The following is a 16186-nucleotide window of genomic DNA, read 5'->3' as shown; positions in this document are numbered from 1 at the left end:
CTGTAGGAGCGGGCTTGCCCGCGAAGAGGCCAGCCCCGGCAACCCAATTACATCAGAAGGAACGCCCCATGCCGCCACTCCCCCGTGCCCGCCACTTGCTTAGCGCCTGCGCCCTGGTGCTGACCCTCACCGGCTGCTCCCCCGCCACCGAGGACACCAGCAAAACCCTCAACATCGCTTTCTGGGGCGACAACACCACCCTGGTCAGCGTCGACCCCTTCCAGGTCTATTGGCTCGAACACCGTGTGCTGCTGCGCAATGTCGCCGAGTCCCTCACCGACCAGGACCCGGATAGCGGCCGCATCATCCCCTGGCTGGCAAAAAGCTGGGAGGTCAGCGATGACGCCCTCACCTACACCTTCCACCTGCGCCAGGACGTCAGCTTCAGTAACGGCGAGCGCTTCGACGCCCACGCCGTGAAGACGGCCTTCGACACCAACAAAGCCTTCGCCACGCAGTTGCCCGCCACCTTCGGCGCGACCTACCTCGCGGGCTACGACCACGCCGACGTGGTCGACGACTTCACCGTGCGCCTGGTGCTCGCCCGCCCCAATGCCGGGTTCCTGCAAGCCACCTCGACCACCAACCTGGCCATCCTGGCGCCCGCGTCCTACGCGCTCAGCGCCCAAGAGCGTTCGCTGGGCAAGATCATCGGCACTGGCCCATTCGTACTTGAGCACTACACCCCGGAAGTCGGCGCACGCCTGGTGAAACGCCCTGACTACGCCTGGGCCTCGGCCAACGTGAAAAACCCCGGCGCGGCCCACTTGGATGCCGTGGACATCAGCTATATCCCCGAAGAAAGCGTGCGCAACGGCCTGTTCCTGCAGGGCAAGGCCGACATCCTCTGGCCGCGCAACCCCTTCTCCGAAGTCGACCTGAAGCTGTTCCAGGCCAAGGGTGCGACCATTCAGAGCCGCTCGCTGCCAGGCCCGGCGCTGAACCTTTACCCCAACACCCGCAACGACCGGTTGCTGGGTGATCGCCAGGTACGCCTGGCCTTGCAGAAAGCCATCGACCGTACCAGCTACGCCCACACCGTCTACAACGCCGAGTTCCCGGTGGTGTCCGGGGTTTATGACATCACCACCCCGTATTTCAAGGCCCAGGCCGACAAGCTCGCCTACGACCCACAAGGCGCAGAGCGCTTGCTCGACGCCGCCGGCTGGAGCAAGGGCGATGATGGCTATCGGCACAAGGATGGCAAGCGCCTGACCTTGCGCTACAACCTAACGCCGGCCGAAAGCGCTGGCGACGTGCTGATCCAGGACCAACTGCGCAAGGTGGGCATCGACCTCAAGCTCAATGTACTGACCCGCGCCGAATGGGTCGCAGGCAATGCGTCGGGTAACTACGACCTCACCTCCACCTACATGACCCGCGCCGACCCGATCATCCTCCAGACCATCCTCGACCCGCGCGCCGCCAACAGTGCCACCCTCGCCACCAATACCTATGAGCCCCAGACCCTGACCCAGGCCCAGGCGCTATTCGACGATGGCATTACCGCCACCCACGACGCTCAGCGTGCCCAGGCCTACGGCCAACTGCAGGACCTGCTCATCGACCAGGCCTCGGCGTTCCCGTTATACGAGCGTGTCTGGCAGGCCGCCACCGCGCCCAGGGTCAAGGACTTCCGCTGGACCGCCGAGGGCTTTGCGTTCCTCAGCGATATCCAGGTCGCCCAGCCATGAACCGCTACCTGATCGGGCGCATCGGCCAGGCGCTGCTGGTGCTGTGGGGGGCCTACACCATTACCTACTTCATCCTCTACCTGCTGCCAGGGGACACCTTGGCGATCATGCTCAGCGCCTCGGGCATGGAGGCCGACGGCCTGTCACCTGAAGACCTGGCCAAGGCGCGCGCCTACTACGGGCTGGACCAGGGGATTTTCGAGCAGTACTTCGACTTGCTGTGGCGCGCGCTGCAAGGCGACCTGGGCCGTTCGCTGTCGCTGAACAGGCCGGTGACCGAGCTACTGGCCGAGCGCCTGCCGCAGACCTTGTCACTGGCCGGCTTGGCCATCGTGCTGTCGTTGCTGTCCGGTATCGGCCTGGCCTACCTCACCGCGTACCTGCAATGGCGGCCGCTGAAGGTGGCGCTGTCGCGCGTGCCTTCACTGGGGTTCTCGGTGCCGGTGTTCTGGATGGGGCTGCTGCTGATTCAGGTCTTCGCCTTCGGCCTGGGCTGGTTCCCGGCCACCGGCAGCCAAGGCTTCGCCAGCCTGGTGCTGCCAGCCGTGACCCTGGCCATCCCCAGCGCCGCAGTCTATGCCCAGGTGCTGCAACGCGGTTTCCAAGGCGTGTGGCACGAGCCCTACATCGCCACGGCGTTCGCCAAGGGGCTGAGCCGCGCCCAGGTGCAGGCCCGGCACGCGCTGCGCAACGCGGCCCTGCCGATTCTTACCCTGGTGGGCTTGCAAGTGGGCAATACCGTGTCCGGCGCCGTGCTGGTTGAGACCATCTTCTCGCGCAACGGGGTCGGTCGGCTGGCCCAGGAAGCGGTGTTGCGCCAGGACATCCCGGTGGTGCTGGCGATCGTCGCGGTATCGGCGGCGGCCTTCGTGATGGTTAACCTGATCGTCGACCTGCTCTACCCCTACCTTGACCCCCGCATCACGCATGCCACGAAGGTGACCTGACCATGACCACCGATACCCGCCCGTTCCGTGCCGCCGCACCCGCCACCCCCTGGAAGCGCCGCACCCGCGTGCAGCGCTTGGGCCAGGCAGTGGCACCTTTGTTATCGCGCCCTGGTTTCGCCCTGGCGCTGCTGGTGGTGCTGTTTGCGCTGGCCGCCGCCGTGGTGCCGCAGTGGCTGACCCACTTCGACCCCTATGCCACCTCGCCTGCGGCCAAGCTGACCGCGCCCGGTGCCGCGCACTGGTTCGGTACCGACGAACTGGGCCGCGACTTGTATACACGCGTGGTGTACGGCGCCAGCCTGTCAGTGCAAGCGGCACTGCTGGCGGTGGGCATCGCCCTGGCCGGTGGCCTTGGTTTGGGGGTATTGGCGGGGTTTGCCGGAGGGCGAGTCGACGCGGCGCTGATGCGTGTGATCGATGTGCTGCTGGCCCTGCCTGGTCTGCTGCTGGCTCTGGCGATTGTCACCGCCATCGGCTTCGGTACGGTGCCTGTGGCGATCGCCGTCGGCGTGGGCATCATCCCGGGCTTTGCCCGCACCACCCGCGCCGAGGTGCTGCGGGTCAAGACCTTACCCTATGTCGAAGCCGCGCGCCTGGGGGGCGCCAGTTGGTGCCGCACCTTGCTGCGGCACATCCTGCCCAACGCCTGGGGGCCGGTCGCGGTGCTTGCCACGTTGGACTTCGGCGCCGCGATCCTGGCCACCGCCGGCCTGAGCTTCCTCGGCTTTGGCGCGGCGCCCCCGGCAGCAGAATGGGGCACGCTGATCGCCAACGGCCGCCACTTTCTGATCACTGCCCCGTGGGTGTCGCTGCTACCGGGCCTGTTCGTGGTCGCCGTGGTGTTCAGCCTAAACCATCTCGCCCGTACCTTCGAGGAGCACCATCGATGAGCCAACACCCCCTGATCGCCGTGCGCGACCTCAGCGTCAGCTACCACGCTGGCGGCCATACCACCCAGGCAGTCAAACACCTGTCGTTCTCCATGGCCCAGGGCGAGACCGTGGCCATCGTCGGTGAGTCCGGTTCGGGCAAGTCGACCTTGGCCAACGCGCTGCTTGGCTTGCTGCCGGGCACTGCCCGAGTCGATGGCGGCCAACTGTGGGTCGATGGCATCGACGTGGCGCACGCCAGCGAACGGCAGAAGCGCCACCTGCGCGGCCGTACCCTCGGCCTGGTACCCCAGGACCCGATGGTCAGCCTCAACCCGACACTGCGCGTTGGCCAGCAGATCGGCGAAGCACTGGCCCTGGCCCACGGCCGCCGCTACCGCAGCCTCGACGCCGATGTGCTGGCGCTGCTGGGCCAGGTCGGCCTGGACCAGCCGGCCCTGCGCGCCCGCCAATACCCGCACGAACTGTCGGGCGGCATGCGCCAACGGGTACTGATCGCCATAGCCCTGGCCGGCAACCCACGCCTGATCATCGCCGACGAACCCACCAGCGCACTGGACGTGACGGTGCAACGCAAGATCCTCGATCACTTGCAACGGCTGGTTGCCGAACGGGGCATCTCGCTGCTGATCATCACCCATGACCTGGGCGTGGCCACCGACCGCGCCGACCGCTTGCTGGTGATGAAACAGGGTGAGCTGGTCGAGCAAGGCCCGCCTCGCCTGGTGGTCCAGGCACCACAGCACCCCTATACGCGTGACTTGCTTGCTGCAGCGCCCGCCTTTAGCCATCGCCGCCGACCACGGCCGTTGACGCCAGGTACGCAACCGATCCTGAGCCTAGAGGGTATCGGCAAGACATTCGGGTTGCCGAAGACAAAGGGCCAGGACAACCGCTTCGTCGCCCTGCAGGGCCTCAGCCTGCAGGTGCACCCAGGCCAGACCCTGGCCATCGTCGGCGAGTCCGGCTCTGGCAAGAGCACCACCCTGCGCATCGCGCTTGGCCTGGAGGCGCCCAGCCAAGGCCGCATTCTGTTCGACCAGGTAGACGTTACCGGCCTTGGCTGGCGGGCGTTTCGGCCCTTGCGCCGGCGCATGCAGCTGGTCCAGCAAAACCCGTTCGCGGCCCTTGACCCCCGTTTCACGGTGTTCGACAGCATCGTCGAGCCCCTGGTGTCGTTCGGCCTGCTCAAAGGCCCCGCGCTGGAACAGGCGGCCCGTGAGCTGATCGAACGCGTGCACCTGCCCGTCAGCTACCTGGACCGCCTGCCCCGCGAGCTGTCCGGTGGCCAGCGCCAGCGCGTGGCCATTGCCCGGGCATTGGCCCTGCAACCCGAGCTGCTGTTGCTCGACGAGCCGGTCAGTGCACTGGATGTCTCGGTGCAGGCGCAGATCCTGGCGCTGCTGGATGAATTGCAACGCGAACTGGGGATCGCCTATGTGCTGGTGTCCCATGACCTGGCAGTGGTGGCGAGCATGGCGGACCACGTACTGGTGCTGCGCCAAGGGCAGGTGGTGGAGCAAGGTACGGTAGACGCGGTGTTCGATCGGCCAACGAGTGACTATACCCGTGAACTGATCGCGGCCATCCCTGGGCACAGAGCCGCCGCATAAGTCATGACTCAATATTATTTATTTGCATTTATGGAATATCAATAAATAACTAAAAAACATAATTAGCATAGAACCACAAAGCCTTTCACAACCTCACCCCATACCCGCTAAGGTCACTCCAGACCGACCCCATTCCTGGCGGAGGCCGTCCACCACGACCACGCCAGGAGCCTTGCACGCATGACCCTTCCCTATCTCCCACCCTGCTTCACCGGCGCCCCCGCGCGCGGTGACGCATGGCGGTATCGATTCCATTTGCAGCACAACCCACAGGTATTCCCATGAGCAAACGACAGATCCGCCTGGGCGCCATGATCCATGGCGTCGGCCACGGCTGGGGCGAATGGCGCCACCCTCAGGCGCTTGCCGATGCCAGCGTCAATTTTGGTTTCTACAAACAGCAGGCGAAGTTGGCCGAGGCAGCGAAGTTCGACTTCGCCTTCATCGCCGACAGCCTGCACATCCACGCCCGCTCCAGCCCTCACTACCTCAACCGTTTCGAGCCGCTGACCATCCTCTCGGCGTTGGCTGCGGTGACCGAGCACATCGGCCTGGTGGCCACGGTCACCGTCAGCTACACCGAGCCGTTCCAGGTAGCGCGCCAGTTCGCCTCGCTGGACCTGATCAGCGGCGGGCGCGCCGGCTGGAACGTAGTCACTTCGTGGCTTTCGGGCACCGCCGACAATTTCGGCAAGGCCGAACACCCGCCCCATGCTGTGCGCTACAGAATCGCTCGCGAACACGTGGATGTGGTCAAGGGGTTATGGGACTCGTGGGAAGACGATGCCTTCACCCGTGACAAACAAAGCGGGCAGTTCTTCGACCCGGCCAAGCTGCACACCTTGGGCCACCAGGGCGAGTTCTTCAAGGTCAAGGGCCCGCTGAACATCCAACGTTCACCGCAGGGGCAACCGCTGATCTTCCAGGCGGGCGTGTCAGAAGAAGGTCGCAATTTCGCGGCACAGAACGCCGACGCCCTCTTCGTCAGCCCCGAGTCGTTCGACGACGCCCATGCCTATTACCAAGACCTCAAGCAACGCGCCTCACGCCATGGTCGCAACCCCGACGCGCTGTTCATCCTGCCCGGCATCCGCCCTATCGTTGGCCGTGACGCCGAGGAAGTCGAGCAGCGCTACCAGCAGGCCGTGGACCTGGTAAGCATCGAGGACGCACTGGTTGCCCTTGGCCGCCCGTTCAACGACTACGACTTCAGCCAGCATGACCTGGACGCGCCCTTCCCCGACCTCGGCACTTTAGGCAACGACAGCCACAAGGGCACCTCGGACCAGCTCAAACAACTGGCCCGCGACGAAGGCCTGACCCTTCGCGAATTGGCGCTGCGCTTCTCGCGCCCCCGCCGCGACTTCGTCGGCACCCCGGCACAGGTAGCCGATGCCCTGCAGCACTGGTTCGAACAGGGCGCCGCCGACGGTTTCATCATCAACGCGCTGCTCCCCGACGGCCTGCAGTCCTTCACCGAGCAGGTGGTGCCGCTGCTGCAGGCCCGTGGCCTGGTGCGCAGCGCGTACACCGGCACCACCCTGCGTGACAACTTTGGCCTCAGCGTGCCGGAAAACCGCAACACCCAGCGCCGCACCCAGCCGGCCGTTGCCTGAGCCCACCCCAACAAGGAGTTCTGTTCCATGAGCCTCGAATTCATTGGCCTCATCGGCCCCCAGGAAGGTAGCGAATCACAGGCACCACGTGGCCCGCTGGTCGACCTTGACTTCATCAAGGCATTTTCCCAGGCCCAGGAGTACGGCGGCTTCGACAAGGCGCTGCTGGCGGTCAACACCAGCGCACCCGACTCGCTGATCCTGGCCAGCTACGTCGCCGCATTGACCGAGCGCATCGGCCTGCTGGTCGCGCACCGCCCGGGCTTTCAGGCCCCTACCTTCGCCGCTCGCCAGTTCGCCACCCTTGACCAGTTGAGCCGTGGTCGCGCCTCGATCAACGTCATCACCGGCGGCGACAGCGGCGACCTGCAGCGCGACGGCGACTTCCTCGACAAGGACGCCCGCTATGCCCGTACCGACGAGTACCTGCAGGTGCTGCGCGACACCTGGACCCGCACCGAACCGTTCGACCATAACGGCACGCACTACCGGGTCGAAGACAACCTGACCCTGGTCAAGCCCGTGCAGCAGCTGCCCATCTACTTCTCCGGTGCTTCGGATGCAGCCGTCGAAGTGGCCGCCAAGCATGCCGATGTGTACATGATGTGGGGCGAACCGCTGGAGCAGGTGCGCGAGCGTATTGCCAAGGTGCGCAAGGCTGCAGCCCGTTATGGGCGTGAAAAGCACATCCGCTTCAGCCTGTCGCTGCGGCCGATCCTGGGGGCTACCGAGGAGCAAGCCTGGGACCGTGCCGAGCGCATTCTGGCCGATGCCCAGACGCGCATCGGCATCCGCCAGGGCAACCGCCGCGAAAAGAACTTCGGCAAGAGCAACGCCGGCTCAGAGCGCCTGGTGCAGTTGGCCAGCCAGCGCAAGGTGCATGACACCCGGCTGTGGACCGAGATTGCCGCGTTGGGCGGCGGTGCGGGCAACTCGACGTCGCTGGTAGGGACGGCGGACCAGGTGGCTGAGGCCGCGCTGGCGTACTACGAACTGGGGGTTAGCACCTTCCTGTTCCGCGGGTTCGATCAGTTGCGCGATGCGGTGGAGTATGGCCAGGAACTGATTCCGCGGATTCGCGGGTTGGTGGCGCAGCGGGAGGCTGGGCGTAGCGCGCGGACGGCTTAGTCCACCTTGATGCCTCTAATGCCGGTGAGACCGAGCGTCGCCGATCTCACCGGCCCTGCAACACCTCAGACATGCACCACAAATGGATTTGTGCCAACCGTCGGGCTGCGTCATGGGCCCGACTGACCTGCTGCACACATCCGAATCGCCCTTTCGGAGACCGTGACATGGGATTGTCCCGCAGAGACCTGATCACCCGCCTCGCCGCCCTCGGCGGCTATTCGGCAACCCTGGGTATGCTCGGGCAAAACGCCCTCGCTAGCACCTTCCAGCCCCTGCAACTGGCCACCAACGGCGGTAATGGCAAAACCGTGGTCATTGTCGGCGCCGGTATTTCCGGCCTGGTATCGGCCTATGAGCTGCGCAAGGCCGGTTTCAACGTGAAAGTCCTGGAGGCCCGCGAGCGCGTCGGTGGCCGGGTATGGACGCTGCGTAAAGGCGACTCGATCGAGCACAACGACGGTTCCCGCCAAACCGTTGAATTCGACACGGGCCTGTTCTTCAACGCCGGTGCTGCACGCCTGCCCAGCCACCACCTGACCATCCTCGGCTATTGCCGCGAACTGGGCGTCGAACTGCAGGTGCTGGTCAACAGCAGCCGCAACGCACTCGCCCAACCAGACCTCAACCGACCACCGCTGCTGTTGCGCCAGGCCGTCAACGACACCCGCGGCCACTTCAGCGAGCTGCTGGCCCGCAGTGTCAGCCGCAACAGCCTCGACCAGGACCTCAGCGCCCCTCAGCGCAAGGCACTGCTGGACTTTCTGAAGGTCTATGGCGACCTGGACCCCCAGCAGCAGTACCGGGGCTCGGTACGCTCGGGCTACACCCGCTTCGCCGGTGCCGGCGACCAGACGCCCATACAGCGCCAGCCGCTGCCCCTGGAGCAACTGTTGGACAGCAACCTGCTGTTGCCCCTGGTGTTCGACGAAATCCCCGAATTCTCTTCCACCATGTTCCAGCCGGTCGGTGGCATGGACCAGATCCCCAAGGCGTTCTATCGCCAGGTCAAGGACAGCGTGCAACTGGGCGCCGAAGTACTTAGCGTGCAGACCGGCGAGCAAGGCAGCCGTGTGGTTTGGCGCGACCGCAAGAACGGCCGGCAACACGTCGAAACTGCCGACTACGCGATCGTCACCCTGCCCTTGCCGCTGCTCGCGCGTCTGGACACCAACTTCAGCGCCGACTTCCGCAAGGCCATCGGCCTGGCCGAGGGTGACAAGGCCAACAAGGTGGCCTGGCAATCGCCGCGGTTCTGGGAGACTGACTTCCAGATTTACGGCGGCCTCTCCTACATCAACCACGAGGCTCGCACCCTGTGGTACCCCAGCGACCGGCTTAACAGCGAACAGGGCGTACTGGTCGCCACCTACAACACGGGCGAGGTCGCGCAACAGTTCGCCGGCAAAGGCTTGCAGGCGCAGATCGCCTCCTCGCGCCAGGCAGTCGAGTCACTGCACCCTGGCCACAGCCACAAACTCAGGCGTCCGCTGGCGGTGAACTGGTCGAAGATCCCGTTCAGCGAAAGCCCGTGGATCGTCCACGACGAAGTCGCCCAGCCCGGTTACGACATCCTCAACCAACCGCAAGGCCGCACCTGGCTCGCCAGTGATGCCCTGGCCCATGGCGGCGTTGGCATCTGGCAGAACAGCGCCGCCGAATCGGCGCGGCGTGTGGTCGGCCTCATCGCCCATCACGCCAGCCAAACCTCTCACGGCGTTGCGGCCTGAACCACACAAGGAACCCAGACCATGCCACGTCTTCTTCTGCTAGCCGGAGTACTCATGGCCCTGACCCTCAACGCCAAGGCCGAAGGCATCAAACGCATCGACCCGCTAGGCTCGAGCTTCCCCATCTCGCAACTGGTGACCGTGCCCGCTGGCAGCCACCTGACATTCGTCAGTGGCACCCTGCCGGACATCGCCGACCCGAACGCGACCAAGGGCAGCAGTGCCGCCTTCGGCAATACCGAGACCCAGACACGCTCGGTACTCAACAAGCTACGCACGGCCCTGCGCAGCCAAGCGCTGGACCTGGGCGACATCGTGCAACTGCGGGTGTTTCTGGTGGGCGACCCCGACAAAGGCGGCCACCTTGACTTCGATGGCCTGCAGGCGGCGTACACCGAGTTTTTCGCCACTGCCGAGCAGCCGCGCAAACCAACCCGAACCGCGATCCAGGTCGTGGCCCTGCCATTGCCTGGTGCCCTGGTGGAAATCGAAGCGATCGCGGCCAAGGCGCCCTGAGTGCGCCATGCCGTCAGTTAAGGAGTTTTGTGCATGAAGCAACCTTTGACCACCGCCTCGCTGCTCCCCGTTGCCCTGCTCGCAGGGCTCAACAGCGCCACCGCCCTCGCCAGCGAACCCGCCGCCTCGGCATTGGGCACGGTGATCGTCACCGGCAACCGCAGTGCGGAAAAACGCACCGTCACCTCCAGCCCCGTGCCCATCGACGTGATCAGCGCCAAGCAATTGCAAGAGACCGGCAAGCCCGGCCTGATGGAAGCCCTGAATGCCAGCGTGCCGTCGCTGACCCTGCCGGAAAAGACCGGCTGGGACGCCAGCGGCATGGCCCGCGCACCGAGCTTGCGTGGGCTCAATGCGGCCCAGGTGCTGGTGTTGGTCAACGGCAAGCGCCGCCACACCAGTGCCACCTTGAATATCAGCGGCATCAATGCCGGCGCCGCACCCAGCGACCTCGATCTGATTCCGATCAGTGCAATCGATCACGTTGAAGTGCTGCGTGACGGAGCCGCCGCCCAGTATGGCTCGGACGCCATTGCCGGAGTGATCAACGTGATCCTCAAAGCCGATGCCAGCGGTACAGCAGTGACCACCGCTGGGCAAGGCTACGACGGCAAGAAGCAAACCGTTCAACAAAGCCTGAACAAGGGCTTCGAACTCGGCCGCGACGGCATCTTGCAACTTGCCCTGGATGCGCGCAGCCAGAACGACGACAACAAGGCCAGCGCCAATGGCTACAGCCAGGCCGAAGCGTTCGACCGTGCTGGCAAGGTCACCTACGGCGGCTACGGTACCCCCAAGATCAACCTGCTGACCTTGGGCTATAACGCAGAACTGCCGGTCAACGACGAACTCAGCCTGTACTCGTTCAGCACCTGGTCCTACCGTAAGGCCGAGCAAGGCCAGAACTTCCGCCTGCCGACCATCGTCAACACCATTACCACCGGCCCTAATGGCTACCCGGCCGGCTATACGCCCACCTGGTACATCGAAGAACACGACTACCAGGCCGCCCTCGGCGCCAAGGGCCTGGTCGGCGAGTGGGACTGGGACTTGTCCAGCACCTATGGCCGAAACGAGGCCGAACAAGGCACCTGGAACAACCAGAACCCGTCCTTGGGCGAAGCCACGCCGAACCATTTCGAATCGGGTACGTGGATCGCCTCGCAACTGACCAGCAACCTCGACTTGCACCGCACCTTCGACATCGGTCTCGGCAAGCCCCTGGACGTGTCCTGGGGGCTGGAGCAGCGCCGCGACACCTACCAGGTCAAGGCTGGCGACTGGGCCAGCTGGGCCGATGGCGGTTATTGCGCCAGCCCCGGCAACTGCGCGGCCTCCGGCGCGCAGGTCACCAATGGTATCTCCCCAGCCGAGGCCACCAGCGCCAGCCGCAACAGCTATGCAGGCTACCTGGACGTTGGCTTCCACCCACTGCCGCAGTGGTACTGGGGCGCCGCCGTGCGCTACGAACACTACGACCGCGGCATCGGCGCCACCCGCAGTGGCAAGCTGACCACGCGCTACGAATTCACCCCCGAACTGGCCCTGCGGGCCACGGTCAGCAACGGTTTCCGTGCGCCTTCCTTGGCCAACAGCCTGTTCAGTGCCCGCTCGACTACCTACGGTGTGGTGAACGGGGTATATCAGTCGATCAACTACGGCGTGCTACCCGTGGACAGCGCAGCGGCTCAGGCGCTGGGGGCCGAAGCGCTCAAACCGGAAAAATCGACCAACTACAGCCTCGGCCTGACCTGGCAGCCCAGCGAGCGGCTGGCGTTCACCGCCGATGCCTACCTGATCAACGTGCGCGACCGAATCACCCTGACCGGCACCCTGCTCGGCCCAGAGGTGACGGATACCCTGCTAGCCAGCGGCATCGACTCGACCTCTGGCGGCCGCTATTTCACCAACGGCGCCGACACCCGCACCAAGGGGCTGGACGTGGTGGGCAGCTACGACCAGGACCTAGGCGGCGCCGGCTCGCTAAAGTGGACGGCCGCGTTCAACTGGAACGACACTGAGATCCTCGACTACAAGCAGAGCGTGAACATCCTGGGCACGCCCTATGAACTGATGAACCGGGAGGCGCGCAACTTCCTCACCGACGTTCAGCCGCACACCAAGCTGATACTCGGTGCCAACTGGCGCTGGGACCGCTATCGCGTCAACCTGGGGCTGACTCGTTACGGCGCGTGGCGTGAGGTGAATGCCGCCAACGATCGCTCGCTGGACCGAGAATACAAGGCTCGCTGGATCACCGACCTTGACCTTGGCTACCAATTGACCAAAGACCTTGAATTGGCCATCGGCGCGCGCAACCTGTTCGACGTGTATCCCGAACGCCAAGCCCCCAGCAGCAAGACCATGGTCAAGGGCTACGGGGCTTATTCGCCGTACGGCTTCACCGGCGGTTACTACTTCGGGCGCGTCACCTACAACTTCTGAAATACTTTTCACGCGCACACCGCTGTGCAATTGACGGAAAACCTGCCTCGTGGTCTCCTAATGCCTCGCGTTCAGGTGCCCCTCAGGGGGTGAAACGGGAAACCGGTGCGTCGCAAGCCCTCGATCAGGGCCCGACCAAGCCGGTGCTGCCCCCGCAACGGTAAGCGAGCGAAGCGTCTAGACCACTGTGCCGCGTCATCGGGCATGGGAAGGGGCGCTTTTCAGGAGCCCTGCTCCTCCTCGTGAGCCCGGAGACCGGCCTGACGTTCATGAACACCCCGCGGTGGGCGGGCGCTGTCGCATTCCCCTGGGCGGATCACGTTCGGGGCTGCCGCGCTTTCCCGTTGCCCACAAAAAGCAGAGGAACGCGTCATGCCCGTCACCAGCGCCAAACACAGCATTGCCACCCCCGTCACCCTCAGTCAGCGTGTCGTAATCGCCGTCGGCGCCAGCCTGCTGGGCCTGTGCCTGGTGTACTTTGCCGGCTTCTCGCACATCGAAGCCGTGCACAACGCGGCGCACGACACCCGCCACAGCGCCGCCTTCCCCTGCCACTGAGTACGCCCCATGATCATGCGCATTGCCCGTACTGCGGGCTTCAGCGGGCTGCTTGCGGCCTTGCTGCTGACCCTGCTGCAAAGCTTCTGGGTTGCCCCGTTGATCCTTGAAGCAGAAACTTACGAATCCGCGGCCCCTGTCGCCGAGCATCACGAACACGGCGCTGAAGGGGCCGCTGCCCATGAACACAACGCAGAAGCCTGGTCGCCTGAAGACGGCTGGCAACGCGTGCTGTCCACCACCGGGGGCAACCTGGTGGTGGCGGTTGGCTTCGCGCTGATACTGGTCGCCCTGTACAGCCTGCGTGAACCGAAGCGCGTGGGCACCGGCGCCCTGTGGGGCCTGGCGGGGTTCGCCGTGTTCTGCCTGGCCCCTACCCTGGGCCTGCCGCCAGAGCTGCCGGGCACCGCTGCCGCTGACCTGGGGCAACGCCAGGCCTGGTGGATCGGCACCGCAAGCGCTACCGCACTGGGCCTGGCCCTGTTGGTATTTGCCCGCCACTGGCTGGTGAAAGCGCTGGGCGCCGTATTGCTGGTACTGCCGCATGTCATCGGTGCACCGCAACCTGAGGTGCATCAAAGCCTCGCCCCTGAAGCCCTGGAAGCCCAATTCAAGGTCGCCAGCTGGCTGACCAACGCCGCCTTCTGGCTGGCCCTGGGCCTGCTCAGCGCGTGGCTGTACCGCCGCTCTAGCCAGGCCTGATGGCTTTCGACACCACCCTGCCGGCGTTGTACGCCGGCTTTGGTTGCCGCCGGGGGTGCCCGGCGGACACCCTAGAAAACCTGCTGCGCCAAGCCTTGGCTGACCATGGCTTGGCGCTGTCAGCACTGCGCGGTATCGCCAGCATCGCCCTCAAGGCTGACGAACCTGGCCTGCAGCAGCTTGCCAAACGCCTTGGCCTGCCCTTGCTGCTGTACGATGCCGGGCAACTTCAGCCCTACGAACCCCTGCTCAGTCATCGCTCGGTCATCGCCCATGCCCACAGCGGTTGTTGGGGCGTCGCAGAAAGCGCGGCGCTGGCCATGGCCAGCCAGCACCTCGGCACGGCCCGGCTGCGGGTCGCACGCCAAGTACTCGGGCCGGCTACCCTCGCCTTGGCCTGCGGGCGATAATTCGCAGCATCCCTTTCATCGCAAGGACTTTCCATGACGGTCTACTTCATCGGCGCCGGCCCCGGCGACCCGGAACTGATCACGGTCAAGGGCCAGCGCCTGATCCGCCAGTGCCCAGTGATCATCTATGCCGGCTCGCTGGTACCCGCGGCTGTGCTCGAAGGCCACCAGGCCGTGACCGTGATCAACAGCGCCGAGCTGCACCTGGAACAGATCATCAGTGCTATGCGCACGGCACACGCGCAAGGCCAGGACGTGGCCCGCGTGCACAGCGGTGACCCGAGCCTGTATGGCGCAATCGGCGAGCAGATCCGCCATCTGCGTGAGCTGGGCATCGACTACCAGATCATCCCAGGCGTCACCGCCACTGCCGCCAGTGCGGCCCTGCTGGGCTGCGAGCTGACCCTGCCACAGGTGTCGCAAACGGTGATTCTCACGCGCTTTGGCGACACTTCGCCGATGCCGCCCGGCGAGCAATTGGCCGACCTGGCGCGCCATGGCAGCACCTTGGCCATCCACCTGGGCGTAAAAAACTTGCCGCGTATTGTCAGCGAACTGTTGCCGCACTACGGCCCGCAATGCCCGGTTGCCGTGGTCCATCGCGCCACCTGGCCGGACCAGGACTGGGTGCGGGGCACCCTTGACGATATCGTCGAACGCGTGGCACTTAAGGATTTTCGCCGCACTGCGCTGATTCTGGTCGGCCATGTACTGGGTGACACGCCTTTCGCCGAGTCGGCCTTATACCGTGCCGGGCACGCGCACCTCTTTCGCCCTGGCGACTGAGCATTGCCAGCGTTAGCGCTGGCGTAGCAGACTCAAGGTTCCCCCTGCCACCTGGAGCTACGCCAATGCTGGAATTACGACCCAATTGCGAGTGCTGCGACGCTGACCTGCCGGGTGATAGCCCAGACGCCTTAATCTGCTCCTTCGAATGCACCTTCTGCCGTGCCTGTGCCGACACCCGCCTGCACGGCCGCTGCCCCAACTGCTCCGGCCAGTTGCTGGCACGCCCGCCACGGGTCGGCCAAGCACTGGCCAACAACCCCGCCTCGACCCAGCGCGTGCGCAAACCTCATACCGCTTGCGCCTAAAGGCCTTGTGCAAATAGGCATCGCCACGCCACGCGGGCGGTGCCCATCCCTGTTTTTTGTAGGATTTTTCAACAACACCTACAGGGTTATTCAACAACTCTATACTCGGCATTACCAAACGTAGGGAATGGCCGTATCTTGCAGCGCTTCCGATAACCCCCCTTGCAGACGTATTCCTGAGTGTTCCAGGAAGCGGACCACAGCCCTACAGGAGTTTTCTTCATGACTACCGTCCTGATCGTCGACGACCACCCTATTGTCCGGCTCTCCCTGCGCCTGCTGCTCGAGCGGGAGCGCTTTCACGTCGTGGGTGAAGTTGCCAATGGCAGCGAAGTGGCTCAGGCAGCACGCGAACTACGGCCGGACGTGGTGCTGCTGGACATCGGCTTGCCCGGCCTGGACGGCATGGAGGTCATCAAACGGCTTCAGAGCCTGGAGCCAGTGCCCAAGATCATGGTGCTGACCGGGCAGGCGACCGACCTGTACGTGAGGCGCTGCCTGGATGCAGGCATCGGCGCCTTTGTCACCAAGGACGAAGACCACGAGGCCCTGCTGTTCGCGCTCAAGGCCTTGGTAAAAGGTTATTCGACCTTCCCGCAGATGTCGGTCAACAGCAATTCGCTGGAGAGTGAACCGACACGCCTGGCCAGCTTGTCCAACCGCGAAATGGAAGTGTTGCGGCGCCTGGCTCGCGGTGAAAACAACAAGAATATAGGCACCTGCATGAACCTCAGTGCCAAAACCATCAGCACCTACCGGGGCCGCATCATGGAAAAGCTCAAAACAGAATCGTTGGTAGAAATGGTCGATCTGGCCAAACGCAACAGCGTTTACTGAGCC

General features: G+C 64.7%; 15 protein-coding genes and 1 riboswitch. All 15 genes read left to right on the top strand.

Annotated features, from left to right (window positions below):
* The first annotated feature begins 68 nt into the window (after positions 1–68).
* The 15 genes from HU750_RS07800 to HU750_RS07730 all read left to right on the top strand — a co-directional run bounded on the left by HU750_RS07800 (position 69) and on the right by HU750_RS07730 (position 16183).
* Complete coding sequence (locus HU750_RS07800) at positions 69–1694, top strand: ABC transporter substrate-binding protein (protein WP_186678253.1); 1626 nt, start codon at positions 69–71, stop codon at positions 1692–1694.
* Complete coding sequence (locus HU750_RS07795; protein ID WP_186678251.1) at positions 1691–2641, top strand: ABC transporter permease; 951 nt, start codon at positions 1691–1693, stop codon at positions 2639–2641. The genes HU750_RS07800 and HU750_RS07795 overlap by 4 nt, the downstream gene beginning before the upstream one ends.
* A 2-nt stretch (positions 2642–2643) precedes the next feature.
* Positions 2644–3534 carry an ABC transporter permease gene (locus HU750_RS07790; RefSeq protein ID WP_186678249.1) on the top strand — a complete coding sequence of 297 codons (891 nt, stop codon included), beginning with the start codon at positions 2644–2646 and terminating at the stop codon, positions 3532–3534.
* On the top strand, positions 3531–5147 hold the full coding sequence (locus HU750_RS07785) for a dipeptide ABC transporter ATP-binding protein (RefSeq protein ID WP_186678248.1): 1617 nt from the start codon (positions 3531–3533) through the stop codon (positions 5145–5147). The genes HU750_RS07790 and HU750_RS07785 overlap by 4 nt, the downstream gene beginning before the upstream one ends.
* Positions 5148–5428: 281 nt before the next feature.
* Positions 5429–6763: an LLM class flavin-dependent oxidoreductase gene (locus HU750_RS07780; protein ID WP_085272925.1), complete on the top strand. Its 1335-nt coding sequence runs from the start codon at positions 5429–5431 to the stop codon at positions 6761–6763.
* 27 nt (positions 6764–6790) lie between these two features.
* Positions 6791–7891, top strand: coding sequence for an LLM class flavin-dependent oxidoreductase (locus HU750_RS07775; protein WP_027593386.1), 1101 nt, complete (start codon positions 6791–6793; stop codon positions 7889–7891).
* A 167-nt stretch (positions 7892–8058) separates the two neighbouring features.
* The gene (locus HU750_RS07770; protein ID WP_186678247.1) at positions 8059–9621 is read left to right on the top strand and encodes a flavin monoamine oxidase family protein; all 1563 of its coding nucleotides are present in this window, start codon (positions 8059–8061) and stop codon (positions 9619–9621) included.
* A 21-nt stretch (positions 9622–9642) separates the two neighbouring features.
* Entirely contained in the window at positions 9643–10137 is a 495-nt protein-coding gene (locus HU750_RS07765; RefSeq protein ID WP_186678233.1) for a RidA family protein, read from the top strand.
* Positions 10138–10170: 33 nt separating this feature from the next.
* Complete coding sequence (locus tag HU750_RS07760) at positions 10171–12582, top strand: TonB-dependent receptor plug domain-containing protein (RefSeq protein WP_186678231.1); 2412 nt, start codon at positions 10171–10173, stop codon at positions 12580–12582.
* A gap of 56 nt (positions 12583–12638) precedes the next feature.
* Positions 12639–12860: riboswitch (cobalamin riboswitch) on the top strand.
* 94 nt (positions 12861–12954) lie between these two features.
* A complete protein-coding gene (locus tag HU750_RS07755) occupies positions 12955–13140 on the top strand; it encodes a CbtB domain-containing protein (protein WP_027593390.1) in 186 nt (61 codons plus the stop codon).
* 9 nt (positions 13141–13149) lie between these two features.
* Positions 13150–13842 carry a CbtA family protein gene (locus HU750_RS07750; RefSeq protein ID WP_186678229.1) on the top strand — a complete coding sequence of 231 codons (693 nt, stop codon included), beginning with the start codon at positions 13150–13152 and terminating at the stop codon, positions 13840–13842.
* Between the two features lie 17 nt (positions 13843–13859).
* On the top strand, positions 13860–14252 hold the full coding sequence (locus HU750_RS07745; protein ID WP_186678550.1) for a cobalamin biosynthesis protein: 393 nt from the start codon (positions 13860–13862) through the stop codon (positions 14250–14252).
* 33 nt (positions 14253–14285) lie between these two features.
* Positions 14286–15038 (top strand): precorrin-4 C(11)-methyltransferase, encoded by a 753-nt coding sequence (cobM, locus tag HU750_RS07740; protein WP_186678227.1) that lies wholly within the window; start codon positions 14286–14288, stop codon positions 15036–15038.
* A 65-nt stretch (positions 15039–15103) separates the two neighbouring features.
* Positions 15104–15346, top strand: a complete 243-nt coding sequence (locus HU750_RS07735) for a DUF1272 domain-containing protein (RefSeq protein WP_027593394.1) — start codon at positions 15104–15106, stop codon at positions 15344–15346.
* 222 nt (positions 15347–15568) lie between these two features.
* The gene (locus HU750_RS07730; protein ID WP_186678225.1) at positions 15569–16183 is read left to right on the top strand and encodes a response regulator transcription factor; all 615 of its coding nucleotides are present in this window, start codon (positions 15569–15571) and stop codon (positions 16181–16183) included.
* Positions 16184–16186 lie beyond the last annotated feature (3 nt).

It is taken from the genome of Pseudomonas sp. SWRI50 (genome assembly GCF_014269095.1).
In the GTDB taxonomy this organism is placed as follows: Bacteria; Pseudomonadota; Gammaproteobacteria; order Pseudomonadales; family Pseudomonadaceae; genus Aquipseudomonas; species Aquipseudomonas kermanshahensis.
This window is presented reverse-complemented; position numbering and strand designations above follow the sequence as displayed.